The sequence below is a fragment of the Leptolyngbya sp. FACHB-36 genome (genome assembly GCF_014695955.1).
Taxonomy (GTDB): Bacteria; Cyanobacteriota; Cyanobacteriia; order Leptolyngbyales; family Leptolyngbyaceae; genus FACHB-36.
In genome coordinates this window covers 1-17,356 of sequence record NZ_JACJPG010000603.1, presented here as the reverse complement: position 1 = coordinate 17,356, position 17,356 = coordinate 1, and the positions used below count along the sequence as shown (strand labels likewise).

Sequence of the window (17,356 nt, the reverse complement as noted above, 5' to 3'; positions counted from 1 at the left end):
ATTGAGTGGACGAGTGATGACTTAAACAGGGCGTTTCTCAGCGGCGATAGCTACGAATCCTCGTGCAGCATTGAGGAGTGCAAAATTGCTTCCGCATCCAGCACGAGCAAAATTTCCTGAGAGCGCAGCACGCAGCCGCGCAAATAAGGAACGAGTCCGGACGCAACGTGTCCAGGTGGCGGTTGAATATCGGTAGGTGGAAGCCATGCCATGCCCTCCACGTGCGGCACGGCAATCCCCAGAGCCGTGGTTCCAGTGCGGGCAATCATGACGTTGCACTCGCGCACTGAGGCATCCATAAAGCCAATGCCTAACACGCGGGCGAGATCAATCACCCACAAGACGCGGCTGCGGCGATTCATCAATCCCAGCACGCAAGCGGGCATGTTCGGCATAGAGGTCAAGCGATGCATCGGCAGCGACACGACTTCCTGCACCTGCCGCATGGGCAGCACCGCAGGAATGTGAGATCCCAACTCAAATTTTAAGAAGGCATCTCCGACCTGAGGACGATTTGATGCGAGTGTGAGAGCGGTGGTTGTCATTGGCTCAACCTCCGACCGATCGCACAGCGCGAAGCAGTTGCTCTCGGGTAAACGGCTTGGTGAGGTAAGCGTCTGCGCCCTGCTTCATGGCCCAGAGACGATCGATTTCCTGATTCTTCGAGGTGCAGACAATGATCGGAACTTTTGTCGTAGCAGGATGCCGCTTCAGACTGCGGCACAGCTCAAATCCGCTCATTCCTGGCATGACCACATCCGTAATGATGATGTCCGGCTTTAGCTCCACCGCTTTGTTCAGCGCTTCTTTGGCAGTAACGGCGTTCAGCACGATGTAGCCGCTCTCTCGCAGGTAGTGGTTGATTAACTCCATCTCAGAGAGCGTGTCTTCAACGATCAGGATGGTTGCCATCAAGGTGGGACTCATAGGAATTCTGGGGTGTTTGGGGGTAGGAAACGGGGTCACAAATAGTTGAAACTGAATGGCTAATCGCTAGTAGCGGCTGGCTAGGTCAAGTGCTTAAACACCATCTTCAGGAGTTCAGATTGGGTAAACGGCTTGGTCAGGTAGCCCGATGCGCCAGCTAGCTTTGCCTTGGCTCGATCGATGAATCCCGTGTGTCCCGTCACCATGATGATTGGCGTGTGTTTGAAGTTCGGGTGCCGTCGCAGCAGCGAACATAGCTCGTAGCCGTCGAGGTTCGGCATGCCAACATCGAGCAGAATCAAATCGGGCTTGCTACGAACCACCTGCATCAGCGCTTTGACTGGATCGTTGATCATCAGTACCGCAAAGCTGGTGTCGTCGAGGAAGGCGTTGATTGCCTGCAAAATCGTGGGGCTGTCGTCAATGCAGGCGATCGTGTAGCGGTGCTTGACTGACGGTTCTGCGGGCGTCCGACGAAACTCCTTCGAGTTGGCGGTGGACACGCTGTAGTCGTTAGAGGCCTTATACGGAGCCGATTCGGGCTGCGGGGTCGATCGCGAACCTAGCAAATCTGGGCGCTGGGTCAGTGGCGTTTTGCCGTTTTGGCGTCGCCGCAGTTGCGTTTGGCAGTGCTCGACGATCGGGCGCAGGTCTAGCTGGCACAAGCGGGGGTAGTCTTCAAATTCTCGCTTCTCAACGATTTCGTAGCTGCCTTCGTTGATGGCTAGAAAGTTTTCAATGACTTCCTTGGCTAATTCCTCGATTAGCAGGGTCGCTTGCGGCACATTCAAATACTGCTGCCCAACTAGCCAGCGAATCGCTTGATGATCAGCGCTGGTTGCTAAGCAATTTTCGGCACTCGTTTCAAATAGCAAGCGCACCTGAACTCGAACGGCACTCACAAGCCCTGGAACTTGCCGACTAAGCTGACGTAGATGGCGATCGAGCCGTTCAAACGGATCGGTTGAACTCGATGCGTACGTCAATTTGCCTTCGTCTAGGTAAATTACCCAGGTGGTTGATCCGCTGGTCACATTCAAGCAGCCACTCGCGTGGCGACTAATCAACTGTGCCAACAAGCTCAGCGGGTGGAGGCTCTGAAAGGGGCGGTGGCTAACCATAGGAATGGTGCTCATGGGATCGTTTCTGGTTCAGGTAGGGATGACTGAGATGATGCAATTGCGTTTGGATAAATTGCATCCATTGGAGCGGACAGTAGAGGCACCAGAAGGATTCAGCCTTTTAGCTGCTATGTTGCGATCGAGGTAGAAAGATGGCGATAGAAGAAATGCGTACAGCGCTTACTCGTTCTGACTTATTTTGCGAGCTGATGCTGTTCCAAACCGTGCCAACAATCCGGAATTCACCGAATACTTGTGAAAGTAAGGAGTAGGTGAAGCTAAATGATTTAGGGTCGAAATTGCATTAAAATTCCTTTTATAAGGATTAATACGTAACCGCAAGTTAAAGTGGCAGCGCTATAAAAATTAGCAGAGCTTTTATTCAGGTAGAAACCCGGAATCATTAATAATTTCTCAGTAGCTTCCGGCGCAGCAATTTTAGCGATGCAGAGTAGGCAAATCGCCCCGCACACGGTAAATCGCTGATAAAGACTATTCAACGAAGCTAGATAAAGCTTGATTTCCAGCGTTCTGAAGGGCACCGCACGCTCGTGCTTAAGGGACAGGTAAAACGCTGGAGATGTGAAGTTGAATTGGTGCACTAAAGCTAAAAAAGCTATGAGCAAATGTGCTCAATGATACTAGCAAAATCAAAACCTTTTTGATTAACGATGCTGAGATAACGATCGCATCGCCACTGTAAATTTTAGACATTTTTAAATAAATTAGTCTACTTTTCATGCAACCCATTTAAAAGTGGCTCAAGCCACTTTTAAATGGGTCAAAAAGCGTCCGGAGAAAGGAATTTTGTTCTGCTAACAAACGCCATTAACTCACAAAAACCGAGGGCGATTTGAATCCGACGATCGGCACTTAAGAGTTCAGCGATCGCAGCAGACGTTTAATCTTGCCTTGCTGCTGCCGGTGCATCGACTCTGGAAAGCTCAGCTCTACAGCAACGCGCTGTGCCAAGTTCGATCCGTTAGAGTTGGCGCTTGGAGCAACGCTGACGAGAGGTTCTACTCGCTGCACCCGAGCAACCAAACTCTCTGGCTGAGGATCGTCATCAGTTTTAGCAATCAAGAGTCCGATCAGTGGCTGGGTCTGCTCCAGCTCATCGAGATCCAGAAACAGGGTGTGCTGTAGCTCTAGCCGCAAATCTCGCACGCCCAGCTCTGTCACCGTTGCTGGATAATACTGTCCCGCCCAGCCGTCCCAGTGCAGTTGCGCCACTGCCTGCACCTGCTTTCGCACCTTAACGCCGATTTCAGGCGTAAACTCCTGAAACGCCCGCTGAAGGCTGGCTGCAATAAATTTCAGCGAGGCGATCGGGTCGTCTTTGGTCGATCGCTTCTGCGAATACCACTCGTCCACATCGGAGTAGAGGACCAGAACCAGATCGTCTAGCTGCGTGCGGCTGGGATTCACAAAGTGGACTGCTAGCAACGTTTGCAGCCTGTCGGTAGCCGTGCCGCGCACAATGCGGGCGTCTAGCAGTGCGCGTGCGCCGAAGTCACCAATCAGCTCAACGCGCACCTCATCCGGCACGTTGGGCCACACGTCCAGTACAATTTGCGCCCCCGTTTCACTGATGTTTTGCGTCATGCCGCTCCAAGATTGGTCGTGGCTATGGACGATCGCGGTCAGTTGGCGCGGCAGCCGGTGTGACTTGCGTAGCTGTGGCTGCTCCAAAGCAACCAGACACGCCGCCGCCACCAGCACTAGATTGAACACACACCACAGCGCATTAATCAGCACCGCTTGAGAATCCAATGGACTCAGCACCAGCCAAAAGGGAACGACCAGCAGCGATGCAGCCGTCAGCACACCCAAAATCAGCAGGTAGCGGATACTGCTGAGATCAAAGCTGCGCTTCGTCACAGTCAACCCTTTGTCGGTGACGTTGAACGTGCCCAGCTTGGGATTCACCAGCGCCATGATCGTCACAATGCCTGCCTGAAACGACAGCGCAAACTCGTAAATCTCGTTCCAGAACGAAAAGCGGACGCTGCGGTAAGGGATGTGATTGGTTTGCATCGACAGCGCAATGTGAGGCAGCGCATAGAACAGCGTCTCCAGTCCCAACCCTTTGACCGAGTTAATCCCCAGCAGCAGATACAGCATCGGTGCCAGCAGATACATCAATCGGGGAAAGCCGAAGAAGAAATGGAACGTGGCGCTGAAATAGCACAGCCGCTGCGACATCCGCAGCTTCAGCTTGCGATTGAACAGGGGATTTTCTAGACGCAAGATTTGCGCCATGCCTCGCGCCCAGCGCACCTGCTGCCCCACATAGGACGAGAATTTTTCGGGTGCCAGTCCCGCCACCATGATCTTGTCGTAGTAGACGGTTTCGTAACCGAGGGCGTGTAGCCGCAGAGACGTGTGGCAATCTTCTGTGACCGTTTCTGTGGCAATGCCGCCAATTTCTAACACGTAGTCGCGTCGGATTACGGCTGCCGAACCACAGAAGAATGCTGAGTTCCAGTAGTCGTTGCCTTTCTGAAGCACTTTGTAGAACAGTTCGTTGCTCACAGGTACCTGCCCTCCAGTGAGCAAGTTGCGCTCAAACGGGTCGGGATTGTAGAACCAGTGCGGCGTCTGCACCAGCGCCACTTTCGAGTGGAAGAAAAATCCAACTGTGTTGTGAAGAAATCCTCGACTGGGAATGTGGTCACAGTCCAGAATCAGCACGAGATCTCCGTGCGTTCTCTTCAGCGCTGTGTTGATGTTTCCGGCTTTGGCGTGGTCGTTATTGTCCCGCGTCAGCATCGTGCAGCCGAGTTCTTCGCACATCTGCCGCAGTTGTTCGCGCCGATCGCGGTACTTCTCTGCCCGCCCATCGTCCAGAATGTACACCTGCTTTTTGTCCGCGGGGTAGTTGATTGCGAGCGCCGCGAGCGTCGTCTTGCGGACGATTTCTACATCTTCGTTGTAGGTCGGGATGTAGATATCAACGCTGAACCATTGCTCTTGCGGAATGCTAGATAAATCAACGGGCTGGCGCTCCTTCAGCTTCAAGGTCTGGAAGTAGGCAAGCAGCAGCGTCCCGATCGCGTACAGCTCTGCCACATACAGCAGCACACAAAAGATCGTGTCTTGCCAGCCGTCGAAATTCAGCGTGTACTGCGTGCGGTAGTAGAAGTAGCGCAGCGTCGTTAGCACACTCAGGCTGATCAAAAACAAATGCAGGTACTCACTGATGCGCGAGTCTTCTAGCTTCTCCTCCGCCCGCAGGACCAGCAGCCCCAGCCCAATCAGAATCATGGCGACGACCGCCTGCTCCCAAATTGCCAGTCGTGTCGTCACCAGCGGTACGCACATCCACAGCACCGCACCCATCAGCACGAGCAACTGTCGCCGACCCAACCCTTGCAGCAGCCAATCTGCCTGCTCGGGTAGCTGGTCTACAAGCCACATCGTGATGTCTATTATTCGAGCCATGGCTTGATCCAGCCATTTGCGCGATCGAACGGTCCAGAGTTGGGGAGTCATTGATTTAGCGGTTAATAAGTCGTTCGTAGGCAAGTGAAAAAATTCGGAACCCGGAATTTCCTCACTTCTTGCTGTAGCGTGCGACCCGCTTGAGGTAGGTCTGAAACACGCCGTAGAGCAGCAGCGCCGCGATCGTCATGGCGGGAGCCAGCGTTAGCCAACTGACTCGTAGCCAGTTGAAGACTTGCTCGGGGAGGCTGGCTTCGCTAAGTTCGCGGGTGCGACGGGCTTGCTGCAAGAACTCCAGCGTGTACGCCTGCGGGTCATACGCGGACGGATTCGGTGTGTTTGCCTTCACCAACACCGTGTCTTCGCGCAGTTGAAAAAACAGATCGTCGCGCTGAAGCAGATCGCGCACCTGAGCCAGTCCCTCGTCGGTTTGGGCGCTGAGGGTCAGCAGGACGCGATCGGGATTCCACGGTGAGACGATTTCCTTCACCACGCCCTGTCCGTCTGGAAGCGGCTGGATCTCGCCTTGGTCACGCCGCCGCGAGAACAAGTCTTGCAGCGAAAAGCCGCCTTCGGACTGGAACGCCTGCGGCAGGGGAAATTTGGCTTGGGTGCCGATCGCCACTAAATGCTGCTGTTTGCGAACGGCTTCGGGCAGTTGGTTGGCGCGATACACGTCCAGCTTTACAGAATCGGCGCGGCTGACTCGCCCCATCCGCTCTGCAAACTCCAGCATCAGCAGCAGATCTGCTGACGAAGGCTTTTCGGGAACGGCGATCGCCGTCCGCGACAAGTCTTGCGGTGCAGCAAATGGATAACCCGCCTGAAGCAGGCGCAGGTTAGGCACTTGCGCTCCAGTTTGCCGCTTCAGATTAAACCGAGTGTCCGCGTGGACGGTTGCCCAAAGCTGCTGGTCGGTAGCGCGGTTGCACGATCGACGCTCACGCGGGTCAAGCTGAAACCGCACCTGTAGCTTCGAGAACGGCTTAATTCGCTGTTCGGGCAGCGGAATTTGCAGCGTTTCGCGCAGGGCGCCCTGCTCCTTATCCAATCGCTTACTGGTGACTGGAATGCCGTCTAGCTGCACTTCCACCAGCGACGTGAGCGGATTCACCTGAGCGCTGTAGCTGTAGTTCAGCTCCATTTGGTTGCCGGACTCGAATCGATCGTCCGGCAGTGCCCGGAAGTCAAACTCGGCGATCGGGGCATCGGCACCGCGTAGCGTCACATCCGCCAACGGCTGGTTATTGTAGTCGCGCAGGTCTTTGAGCTGGAACGTGTCGGTGGTCGGCAGGTAGGCTAGCCACTCACGGACAGGCGGCGTCGGTACGGGGTCTACCTGTTTGACCACGATCGCGCGTCCGGTGCCAATTTGACGATCGCGCGCCTGCGCCAAAAACTGCACGGCTTTGGCGACGCCCTCCGGACCGTTTCCTGTAGCGACAAGCACCAAGTTATCTCCGTCTGCGCTGGTCGTCAGCATCAGCACGCCCACATCCGGCGGCAGCGGCTGCTGCTTTTCGTCGCGGATCTGGTTGTCCTTCAGCGGCAGCGGCAAATTCAGCGATGCCAGAGCGGGCTGATTCTTAGGCGTGCCGATAATCACCAGTCGCTCGGTTGGCTGAAGCGCATCGCCCGATTTCAGCAGGCGCGTATCCATCGGGCGATACTGCGCCAGCCGTCCCAGTGAGGTTTGCAGCCGCGCCGCCGTCGTTAGCCACGCTTCATCCACCTGCTCTGGCAGTCGGTAGGCGATGCGATTCGGCTCCAAGCTCAACGTGTCGAACACCGGATAGGGATAGCGGCTAAAATCCAGACCGATCGGCTGCGGCTGCACGTCAAAGGTCAGCTTGGAGTCGGGCAGAATCTCGGTCCACAGCGACGGATCGAACGGATCTTGGGTGCAGGTGGGCGAGTTGTTTTGCAGCGCCGTCACCAGCACTTCGTTGTAGTCTTGCAGAATCCGGGGCGGGATGTCATACACGGCGGTGCCTAATTCGCCTTGCTTGCGGTTCAGCGGCAGACTGCCGACGCTGGCACCGTTGACCAGCACGGTTAGGTTCGATCGCGTCGCATAGAGCGCGGGCGAATGACGATACCGCAGCATAATTTTGGCGGATTTTGCTTGCCAGTCGTGCGGACGGGTAAATTGGAGCCGCGCCTCGTCGTAAATGCCCTGCAAGCGCAGACGGTGTCCGACGATCGGGCTGCGGCTAAACTCCAGCACGTACTGACCTGCCGCTAGCGGATTCACGGTTGGCATCGGCGCACCGGGCTGGGGTGAGGCAGTTTGAGGTTTGACGGGCGAGGCGATCGAGCGCTTGGCGGGTGGTACGGGGGTAAAGTCCCCAGTTTGGGCGTGTGCCCCCAAGGAAATAATCAGGCTGCTGACAACGAGAATGGCAGCGAATCGCGAACGAGCGAGATGACGATGTGGCATGTTAGTAGCGCTCCCAAGACGGTTGGAACCCGCGTCGTTTTAGACGATCGACCTCTAACCGCTCAATGCGGTTGGCGATCGTGGGGTCAGATTCATTGGTGGTGGCTTGTTGCTGACGAAGCTGCCGGAACTGCTGCAAGGCAGTAAACGGCTGATCCTGCGCCAAGCTGAGTTCTGCCAGAATGCGGCGCGCATCCCAATCGTTGGGGCGCAGCGAAACGACACGCTCGTAGAGAGCGATGGCTTCCTGGTAGCGCTTTTGCTCAAACCGGATACCGCCCAGGGCCGCCAGCGCATCGGGATTGTTGGGCTGGCGCTGCACGATCGCCTCGTATGCCTGACTTGCCAGCGTGAAGTCGCGGAGCTGCTGCGCCAGTTCCCCCTGCACAAAGTAGACATCGGGATTCGACGGATTGCGCCGCACTAGCTCCTCTGCCTGCGATCGTGCTCGATCGGGGTCGCGCAGCGCCAGCACGTTCAGACGGCGGCGTTCGATTGCCAGATTGTCTGGGTCGATCGCCAGCAGTCGCGCGTACAGCTCTTCGCGCTGTGGATCGGCAGGCAGCGCGCCCACCAGACTAAACAACTCCGGCGGCGCATCGCTAACCGACTGCGTTTGTAGCCATTGGTTCAGCACCGCTTCGGCGTCGGTCTGCGACACCTGCTTGACTCGGTACGCCAAGTAGGTTCTGCCCAGTCGCGCGGCTCCATCCTCAGGGTTGCGGCTCAAAAGCTGATCGTACAGTTGCAGCGCATCGCCCGATCGCCCCTGAAGCTGCCGCACGCCTGCCAACCCCCGCAGTGCTCCACGTTGAGCAGCGTCCGGGAAATTGCCCGCGATGATTGCCTCATACCGCTGAGCGCTGGCGTCGAGCTTGCCTTCGCGGCGATCGAGGTCTGCCAGCAGCAAGTCCGTTGCCGAGTCCCGCGCCCCGATCGTCGTTTTCTGATAAGCCGCTAGGGTCGATCGGGCGGCGGCATACTCGCCCTGCTGCACCTGAATTTGAGCCACGCGGAAATTCAGAAACGGTGCGTCTACTCCCGATTGCAACAGGTCTCGATACACGGGCAGCAGGGATGGCTCCGGCGGATCGAGGCTGACGAGCGCTTGTGCCAATCGCTGACGCTGCGATCGATCTGTTGGCAACGGTTGCAGCCGCGCCTGAAGCTGCTGCACAAAGTCGGTACGGCTAATCTGCCCTAGCTGGCGCTGTACGACAAGCTGCTTGAATTTCAAGCCCTCGTCGTTGGGCTGCTGCTGGATGGCGCGCTGATACAGGCTCAACGCCTCCGATCGCGTTTCCGCCACTTCGCTCATCACGTCTGCCACCTCTACAACCAATCCGGGTGAGGGATTGGGCGTCTGTTGCAGCACGCGACGGTACAGGTCGATCGCCTCACGGTAGCGATCAGCCTGCCGGAACTGCCGCCCGATCGTGCTGAGCGATCGAGCCAGCGGCAGGGTCGCGTTTGGATTGCGCCGCAACGTGGCGAGCAGGGCGTCAGCGTCGGTGGGTCGGTTCACCGCGTAGTAGGCAACCGCCAGAGCCGTCTGAATCTCTACCTGGGGCTGCTTTGGGTTCAACCGCCGTTCCAAAAGCTGTACGGCTTGGTCGGGCTTGCCCGTTTCTCGCAGCGCTAGCGCATAGGCGATCGTGCCGCTGTCCGATTGCGGTCGTCCTGTTGCTCGATAGCGCTCGAACAAGGTCAGCGCTCGTGAATAGTCGCCGCTGTAGGTGTAAATTTGCGCGGCTTGTAGCACCGTGTCAGGAGTCGGATTCGCTGCCAGCACGCGATCGTAATCGGCGATCGCCTCCGTAAACCGTCCCTGGTAGCCATACAGCAGCGCCCGCTGAGCGCGAACGCTGGAATCATTGGGCGTCTGCTGCAACAGCGTCGTCAGTGCCGCAATCCCGGTTGGCTGCCACTCTGAACGGTAGCTGCCGAGTAGACCTACCGCTTGCAGTGCGCTTCGATTCGTGGGATCTTGGCGCAGCACTTGCTGATAGGTGCTCCAGGCATCGCTGTCGCGTCCTGCTCGCTGGTAAGCGATCGCTAGACCCAGCCGCGCCTCTAGCGACTGGGGGTTGGCACGAAGCGCCTGCTGGAACGCGGAGATCGCGTCGTTAACCCAGCCTCGATTCAGCAGCGTGTAGCCCTGAGTCGCCGTCTGGGCGATCGCAGGCGTTAGCCCACCTAGCAGCACGATCGACAGTAGGCTAATCGGCAGTAAGCTGATCGGCAGTAAGCTCGTGACCCGTTTCCAGTTCTTCATCGCAGCAGCCTCCGGGTGACATCAAACTCGGTTTTAATGCGGAATCCCAACACGGTTTCGCTAAACTCGTTGCGCTCCTGTAGCGTCACAGCGGCACGCAGCGCGGGCGAAATGCGAAAGTCGTAGTACAGTTCCAGCACGTCGGGGCGACGATCGTCATCGCTTAGCCGTCGCAGGTCGTTGTCAGATAGCTGCCGCCCATAGGCTAGTCCTAAGCGATCGTCACGCTGGAACAAATCCAGAAAACTCAATCCAACGCTGTAGGTGTCGCCACCCGCGCCCAGCGTCGTATTGTTGTAGCGTCCGTAACGCCCAAACAGCCCCATATTCAGTTGAGGAATAAACAGTTCGGCGTTGACGCCGTATGCTTCTTCTCGATCGCGCCGCTGCGGTCCGAAGTCGCCAAAGCGGGGAATGTCAAAGATTTCGCGAAATCCGGTTTCCTGTCCGGCATCGCGCGAGGACAGGTAGGTACCGCGAACGATCGCTGTTCCAGCACGCCAGCCAATTTCTGCCGCGACGCTATCAAACGAAAAGTCACCCAAGCGGCGCGACGACGAAAACGTGGCGGCTTTTACCTCCAAATTGTCCGTCACGCTCCAGTTCAGCAGCACACCGGGACGCGACGATAGCCCCGCCGCGCTCAGAGCCGGATTGGTCTGAAATGCCAGATTGAAAAAATGGCTGGCTCCATCTTTAGCGAAGCTGTTGCGATCGAAATACGAGGTCAAGTCCATTAGCCCCGCCACCACGCGCACATTCGGAACCGCAGACGGCGACGCCGCTACGTAAAGCTCCGTCAGGCTTAACCCACCCTCGGGCGTGTCAGAAAAGGCGTTGCCCGTGGTCAAATCGACGACCGCACCAAACAGCAGATCCGGGGTGACAGGATAGGTAGCAATGGCTCGTCCGCGTGCCGAGGAGTCGTCACCTTCTAGCCGATACACGCCCTGTAGCTGCACAGAGGGTTTGCCTAGCACCTCGCTGCCTTGGCGGCGGATGTCAGGGGAGTTGGGTCGAGGACCCGCGTCGATTTGTGCCAGATCGATCGGCGTTGCCAGGGTTGGCGCTTGGGATTTCTGCGTGTTCGGCTTAAATTCAGCGATAACGTCGGTTAGAAGAACCGGCGAGATCGAACGATTTGCCTCAGCGTCTGCGTCAACAGCCGCCGCGCTTAAAAAAAAGGAATGACTTAATAGCGCAACTGCGCTTGCTGAAACCGTAAATAACCAGCGATGACGTAAACAAACAGACTTAAACGAAATTGGCGTTGCACAGTCCGGGTTGGGGATACTCTTGAAAGTCATGTCTCATAGACCTGATGGGGACCCTGTAGGCATTGGTATTTGCACCCCCTCAGATCAGGACGTTACGCGGATGTCACTCAGATTTCTTGATAGCAAGAAACCCTGGACCACTTTCCCAAAAATTGGGCTAGGGGGCAAAACCGTCCTAGCCGCGTAAATCCTTCAACTATTTAGTTGAGTCACCCAGTATTATCCGTATAGTTGAGTAACAATTGTGTAAAGCCCATGCTGAAAAGTCAGAAGATATAGTGAAGGTTGCGAGAATCAATCAGCCGCCCCTGTCTGTACCAAACTATATTTGTAACTTTTGGCGCCTCGCTTCTGAGTGCCTTTGTAACGCTAGTTGCAGCGTTACCTGTAGAAGAACCTAAGCCAATCAAGCCGTCTGAATATCTGAGTAGTAGACGCGCTTCGCCGTGTACCACTCCAGCGTTCAGCCTACTGGTATCTTTAAAGCACGATGCTCAATTCAGATACCCTTGGGAACGCTTGCCACCCGCGCTCAGCAAGATCGATCGCAAAGAAATTAGTAAGGCGTTGTTCCTTGATAGCTGGTGCCATCGGGCATAATTGCCCAATCTAATCGCGTATTGCTTAAATCTGTTCCGCTCAGGCGTGCTTTGTGAAGATTGGCGTAGCGCAAATCGGCTCCATTGAGGTTGGTGTTAATTAGTTTTGCCTCAATGAAAATAGTGCCATACAGACTAGCATCTTGCAGGTTAGCGCGATCGATGCGTGCCTGCTTGAAATTGGCGTCGCGTAGCTCGGTTTTTACGAGGAGCGTATTGCTCAAATTCGCCTGCGTTAAATTGATGTTGAGATGCTGGGCGTGACTCAGATTGGCTCCGCTTAAATCGACATTGCGGAAGTCTGCACCCTGCGAGTCGGTATGCTGCAGGTTTGCTCCGGTTAGCTGCGCTCCGCTCAGGGTTGCGTTGGTGAGTTTCGTGCGGCTGAGGTTTGCACCAGACAGGTCCGATCGACTCAGGTTTGCTTTATTCAAATCCAGATTGCTGAGATCCAAACCGTGTAAATCGCACTCGATGCAGGTTTTGGTTTGCAATAGCTGCTCACGACTGACGCGCTTTAATGCCCCCTTTGCCACCTTAGTAAATGGAGTAACGACGGGCGATGGATTCGTGATTTCGGTCGCCGTCGACGGAGTGGAGCGGCTCAACTCCTGCTTAAACCAAACGGCGGCTGCGACGGAGGCAGCTAACAACGTTCCGGTGACCAAAAGAATGTTGCGTAACATGCGTCTAGATGTAAAAGGGCAGTTCTTGTGCAAGGCTTATTTCTGTATCCAAGCTAGCTGCACTCAATCCGTATCACAAGCAAACAGGTCTACCTTATGGCTGTTTTTCCTTCACTTCGGCACTATCTGTCAGGGGCTTCGGTTAAAGCCACGATCGCCTCTCTAGCCGAAGTTATCCCAGTTCTCTAAATTCCAGCTACCGCTCAAACCACTAGAACCTAGGCGGACTCCCGCTTCTGCAATTACGAATTACGAATTACGAATTGTTATAAGTGGTTTCTCAGTCTTGGTGCGTGTCCGTTGGAACGTGCACAGGTAGGCACACGGTAAACGTTGTTCCCACCTGAGGCTGACTCTTAACCGTAATTTCACCGCCCATCATTTGACAAAATCGTTGCGCGATCGCCAGTCCCAATCCGGTGCCACCATACTTGCGCGTCGTGGACGCATCCGCCTGCATAAACGGCTGAAATAGCCTTTCAGCTTGCGCTGGCGTCATACCAATTCCTGTGTCGGTGACGGTGAAGCGAAGGTAGGGAGAGGAGGACTGAGATTCTGAATTTTGAATTTCGAATTCTGGATTTTGAATTTCTTGCTTGTCCACAGTCAGACTAATCGTTCCTTTTTCAGTGAACTTGCTAGCGTTGCTGAGCAGGTTGAGTAAGACTTGGCGCACTTTGGTTAAATCGGCGTGTAGAGAACCCAGGGTGTCTGGGCAATTCACGATCAGGATATTGTGATTTTTTTCGACAAGGGGTCGGATTTTGCAGACAACGTCTTGAACTAGCGGCAGCACTTCGAGGGATTGCAGATCTAGCTTCATCTTGCCTGCCTCAATTTTAGACAGGTCCAATACGTCATTAATTAGCCCCAGCAGGTGGTTTCCTGCTTGGTGAATCTGCTGTAGGTCTGGTAGAAACTGGTTTTGTCCGAGGTCGATCGCGTCCTCTTGCAGCAACTCGCTGTAGCCAATAATGGCGTTGAGCGGCGTCCGCAGTTCGTGGCTCATATTGGCGAGAAACTGACTTTTTGCTTGATTAGCACGCTCAGCCCCATCTTTGGCGGCTTGCAAATCGATCGCCACCTGTTCCCGCTCCCGCTGGTACTGCTCTAGCGTATCTAACATGCCATTCAGGTTTGTCGCGACATCCGAGAGTTCATCGTATCCCTGCACCGTGACGCGCTCTGATAGGTCGCGATCGATGCCAATCTGCTGAACCTCGCGACTTAAAAAGGATAGACGAGAGAGCACCAACCGCTCCAGTAGAAGCAACGTCACCACTCCGAACACAAATCCCACCACCAGGATTGCCCAGGTAAGATAGCGGATGCCCACCTGTCCCTGCTGGTAAAGTGTGCGGGGAGCCTCGGTTCGCAGCAGCAGCGCCGGATTGTCGTACACGTCCTTGATCAGGGCGTAGCCAGCGATCGTGTGATCGTTCAACGGCTGCATCCAGATAGATGGCTGCTGCGAGATTTGCGGCAGCGTCTCCATGGAAGGCACCGACGCGCTGATTGCGTGGATCGTAAACGGCGCCTGAATAAATGTGGACAGGCGATACAGTTCTGCTTGATTCAGGTAGCGACCCACAATCAGCGTGCCGCGAATCGGACCTCTACCTTCGCTAGTGACGATCGGACGAGACGCGATTAGCATGGGTCCGTCTGGTAGGTGCACAATGCCTGCAATGCTGCTGTCTGAGGTGGAATGTTGCAGCAGGCGATCGCGGGTGATCAACCGGGGTTTCAACGCGGTTGGAACAGGTACTTTTCGTTTTTGGTTCAAATCAAATCCGGTGCCAAAGACCACCTGACCCTTCAGATTCATGAACACGATCAGATTGACGCGGAGATTCACCAATGAGGTGTCATTTAAGTTCGATCGGATAAAGTCAGCGTTGCGATTTTGCACAAACGTATAGGCATCATCCCAGGCAGACCAATCTGCAAAACGTGTGTTGAACTGGTGCAAATTTTGCGAAACCGCACTCAGCACACTCTTCATCGTTTGCCGTGTGTCTTGCTCTTCGGCTTGCAGAGAGCTTCCCCTCAGCAGCGCAGAGGAAATGCTGTACAGAGCCGCATTTAACCCCACCAGCGTCAGGCTGATGACCAACAGGGTGCGTCTCCGCAGAGACATCGAATGACCTTGCTTAGAATTCTGTACCATACGTCGTCCAAACTCTCGATCTCGTACACCCTGTCGCTGTGCCAATTGGAGCTAGAAGCAAATTCCAGGAGATTTTTCTGCTGCAGACCAACGGCAGGATTGGCTCACCGTGCTAACAATTCGTCATCGTCTGAATTTTGTTGCTCAGAAGCGCCTCGATCTTGCTGAGCAGCCGCGCCAGATCGATCGGTTTTGTGTCGTAGTCGTCGCAGCCTGCTTCTAGGCACTTGTCGCGATCGCCTGCCATTGCGTGGGCAGTCAGGGCAATCACTGGAATCGTTTGGGTGTCCGATCGAGCTTTGAGGCGGCGAGTTGCTTCCCAACCGTCAATAACTGGCAGACTCATATCCATCAGAATCAGATCGGGATGTTCTGAACCTGCCAGTGTTACGCCTTGTTCGCCATCCACAGCAATTAGAATCTCATGCCCTTTGCGCTCTAAACGCCGCGAGAGCATGTCTCGATTCATTTCGTTGTCTTCCACGAGCAAGATTTTAGCCATGAGGGTCCTCCGACTTTACATGCGGTTGGATACAGGAAAATACGAGATCGCGCACTTCTCGCAGCAAGACATCGCGACTGAACTTGCCTTTCTGTAAAACTTGCTCAACGTAGCCGTTGAGCCGTAAGCGATCGGCGGGCGTCAGGTCGATCGCGGTAATTACGACCACAGGAATGTGGCGAAAGCGAGACTGCCGCCGCAGCTCCGTAATGAACTGAAACCCGTCCATGTGTGGCATCATCAGGTCCAGCAGAATCAGGTCAGGCGTGGTTTCGTCCAATGCCGCTAGGGCAACGCGACCGTTTTCAGCCGCGCTGACAGTCCAGCCTTCTTTTGCCAGAATCCGGTAGAACATTTCGCGGGTTTGTAAGTCGTCTTCCACAATGAGAACGTGCGCTTCTACCCGCTCTGGCGGCGCGTCTTTTGGACGGTACTTACCGAGCAACGTCACCAGTCGCTTGTAGTCGATCGGCTTGGTCAGGTAGTCGGATGCGCCCAGCGTGAACCCGTAATTCTTGTTGTCTACCATCGTCAGTACGATGACAGGAATCATTGCCAAATCGGGTTCTGCCTTCAGCTGGGTCAGCACCGCCCAGCCATCCATGCGGGGCATCATGACATCCAGCGTGATGGCGTCCGGGCGCAGACTTCTTGCCAGATGCAGTCCTTCCTCTCCACTGGATGCCGTCTCGACGCGAAATCCCTCTTTGCTGAGGTAGCGCATCATTAAATCTCGCACGCTGGCATCGTCGTCGATTACAAGCACGGTCGCAGTTGGAGCGGCAGGCAGCGAAATCGTCTTGGTTAACTTTGGGGTGTCAATTGGCGTGTCCAACACGATCGTTTCCGGAACCTCGATCGGCAAGCACATCGTAAACGTAGACCCTACGCCAACCTCACTGACAACCCGAATATCGCCGCCCATCATCTGGCAGAACCGACGGCTAATTGCCAGTCCCAATCCAGTACCGCCGTACTTGCGCGTCGTAGACGCATCTGCCTGCATAAACGGTTGAAACAGTTTTTCGGTTTGCTCCGGCGTCATGCCAATTCCGGTGTCTGTGACTCTAAAGAGCACGCAGGGTGAGGTCTGGGGAAAACCTGACGCTTGAAGGAGGGTTGAGTTCTGAATCTCCTTTTCTACGATCAGAGTAATCTTTCCCTTCTCGGTGAACTTGCTGGCGTTGCTGAGCAGATTGAGTAAGACTTGGCGCACTTTGGTTAAGTCGGCGTGCATCGTGTCTAGACCCTCAGAGACGTGCACAGTCAAGCGGTTACCATTTTTTTCGACTAGCGGTTGCGTGGTGCACTGGACCTCACTGATCAGAGAGGAAATGCTAAAGGTTTCCAAGTAGAGGTCCATCTTGCCCGCCTCGATTTTGGAAATATCGAGAATGTCGTTGATCAAATCCAGGAGGTGTTTGCCTGCGCCGTAGATTTTTTTCAGATCGGGCACAATGTCGGTGTAGCCGCCGTCTTCGGCATCTTCCTGAAGCATTTCGCTGTAGCCAATGATGGCATTAAGCGGGGTTCTGAGTTCGTGGCTCATGTTGGCGAGAAACTGGCTTTTCGCGCGGTTGGCGTGCTCGGCGGCTTCTTTAGCATGGAACAATTCCTCGGCAGCTCGCTTGCGATCGCTAATATCCTTCACGATTCCTTCGTAGTAGACGGGCACTCCGGTGCGATCGCGCACAAGGCGAGCGTTCTCCGAAATCCAAATGATGCTGCCGTCGCGCCGATAGATGCGAGATTCAAAGTCGATAACAGCATCGTGGGCGTGCATCAAGCTAATAAATTCGGAACGGCGATCGGGATCAACGTAAAGCTCGTGGTCGATCTGGTGGGAAAGAGAGGCGATCAACTCACCCGGAGAGTCATAGCCGTAAATTCTTGCAAGAGCAGGATTGGCGCTGAG

11 protein-coding genes are annotated in these 17,356 nt (G+C 55.2%); all 11 read right to left on the bottom strand.

What is annotated here, in order from left to right:
• Positions 1-50: 50 nt before the first annotated feature.
• Positions 51-545 (bottom strand): chemotaxis protein CheW, encoded by a 495-nt coding sequence (locus H6F43_RS17955; protein WP_190344080.1) that lies wholly within the window; start codon positions 543-545, stop codon positions 51-53.
• 4 nt (positions 546-549) lie between these two features.
• A complete protein-coding gene (locus tag H6F43_RS17950; protein WP_190344079.1) occupies positions 550-927 on the bottom strand; it encodes a response regulator in 378 nt (125 codons plus the stop codon).
• 80 nt (positions 928-1,007) lie between these two features.
• Positions 1,008-2,063, bottom strand: a complete 1,056-nt coding sequence (locus H6F43_RS17945; protein ID WP_190344078.1) for a response regulator — start codon at positions 2,061-2,063, stop codon at positions 1,008-1,010.
• 858 nt (positions 2,064-2,921) lie between these two features.
• The gene (gene bcsA, locus H6F43_RS17940; protein ID WP_347272434.1) at positions 2,922-5,468 is read right to left on the bottom strand and encodes a UDP-forming cellulose synthase catalytic subunit; all 2,547 of its coding nucleotides are present in this window, start codon (positions 5,466-5,468) and stop codon (positions 2,922-2,924) included.
• 136 nt (positions 5,469-5,604) lie between these two features.
• On the bottom strand, positions 5,605-7,932 hold the full coding sequence (locus tag H6F43_RS17935; RefSeq protein WP_190344077.1) for a cellulose biosynthesis cyclic di-GMP-binding regulatory protein BcsB: 2,328 nt from the start codon (positions 7,930-7,932) through the stop codon (positions 5,605-5,607).
• A gap of 1 nt (position 7,933) precedes the next feature.
• Complete coding sequence (locus H6F43_RS17930; RefSeq protein ID WP_190344076.1) at positions 7,934-10,207, bottom strand: tetratricopeptide repeat protein; 2,274 nt, start codon at positions 10,205-10,207, stop codon at positions 7,934-7,936.
• Positions 10,204-11,514 (bottom strand): carbohydrate porin, encoded by a 1,311-nt coding sequence (locus tag H6F43_RS17925; protein ID WP_190344075.1) that lies wholly within the window; start codon positions 11,512-11,514, stop codon positions 10,204-10,206. Before H6F43_RS17925 ends, H6F43_RS17930 begins: the two co-directional genes overlap by 4 nt.
• 526 nt (positions 11,515-12,040) lie before the next feature.
• Positions 12,041-12,769, bottom strand: a complete 729-nt coding sequence (locus H6F43_RS17920; protein WP_190344074.1) for a pentapeptide repeat-containing protein — start codon at positions 12,767-12,769, stop codon at positions 12,041-12,043.
• A gap of 280 nt (positions 12,770-13,049) precedes the next feature.
• Positions 13,050-14,909 carry a CHASE4 domain-containing protein gene (locus tag H6F43_RS17915; protein WP_190344073.1) on the bottom strand — a complete coding sequence of 620 codons (1,860 nt, stop codon included), beginning with the start codon at positions 14,907-14,909 and terminating at the stop codon, positions 13,050-13,052.
• A 142-nt stretch (positions 14,910-15,051) separates the two neighbouring features.
• On the bottom strand, positions 15,052-15,441 hold the full coding sequence (locus H6F43_RS17910; RefSeq protein ID WP_190344072.1) for a response regulator: 390 nt from the start codon (positions 15,439-15,441) through the stop codon (positions 15,052-15,054).
• Positions 15,434-17,356 (bottom strand): response regulator (locus H6F43_RS17905; RefSeq protein WP_190344071.1); only part of this gene is annotated, 1,923 nt, incomplete at its 5' end. The genes H6F43_RS17910 and H6F43_RS17905, both read right to left, overlap by 8 nt.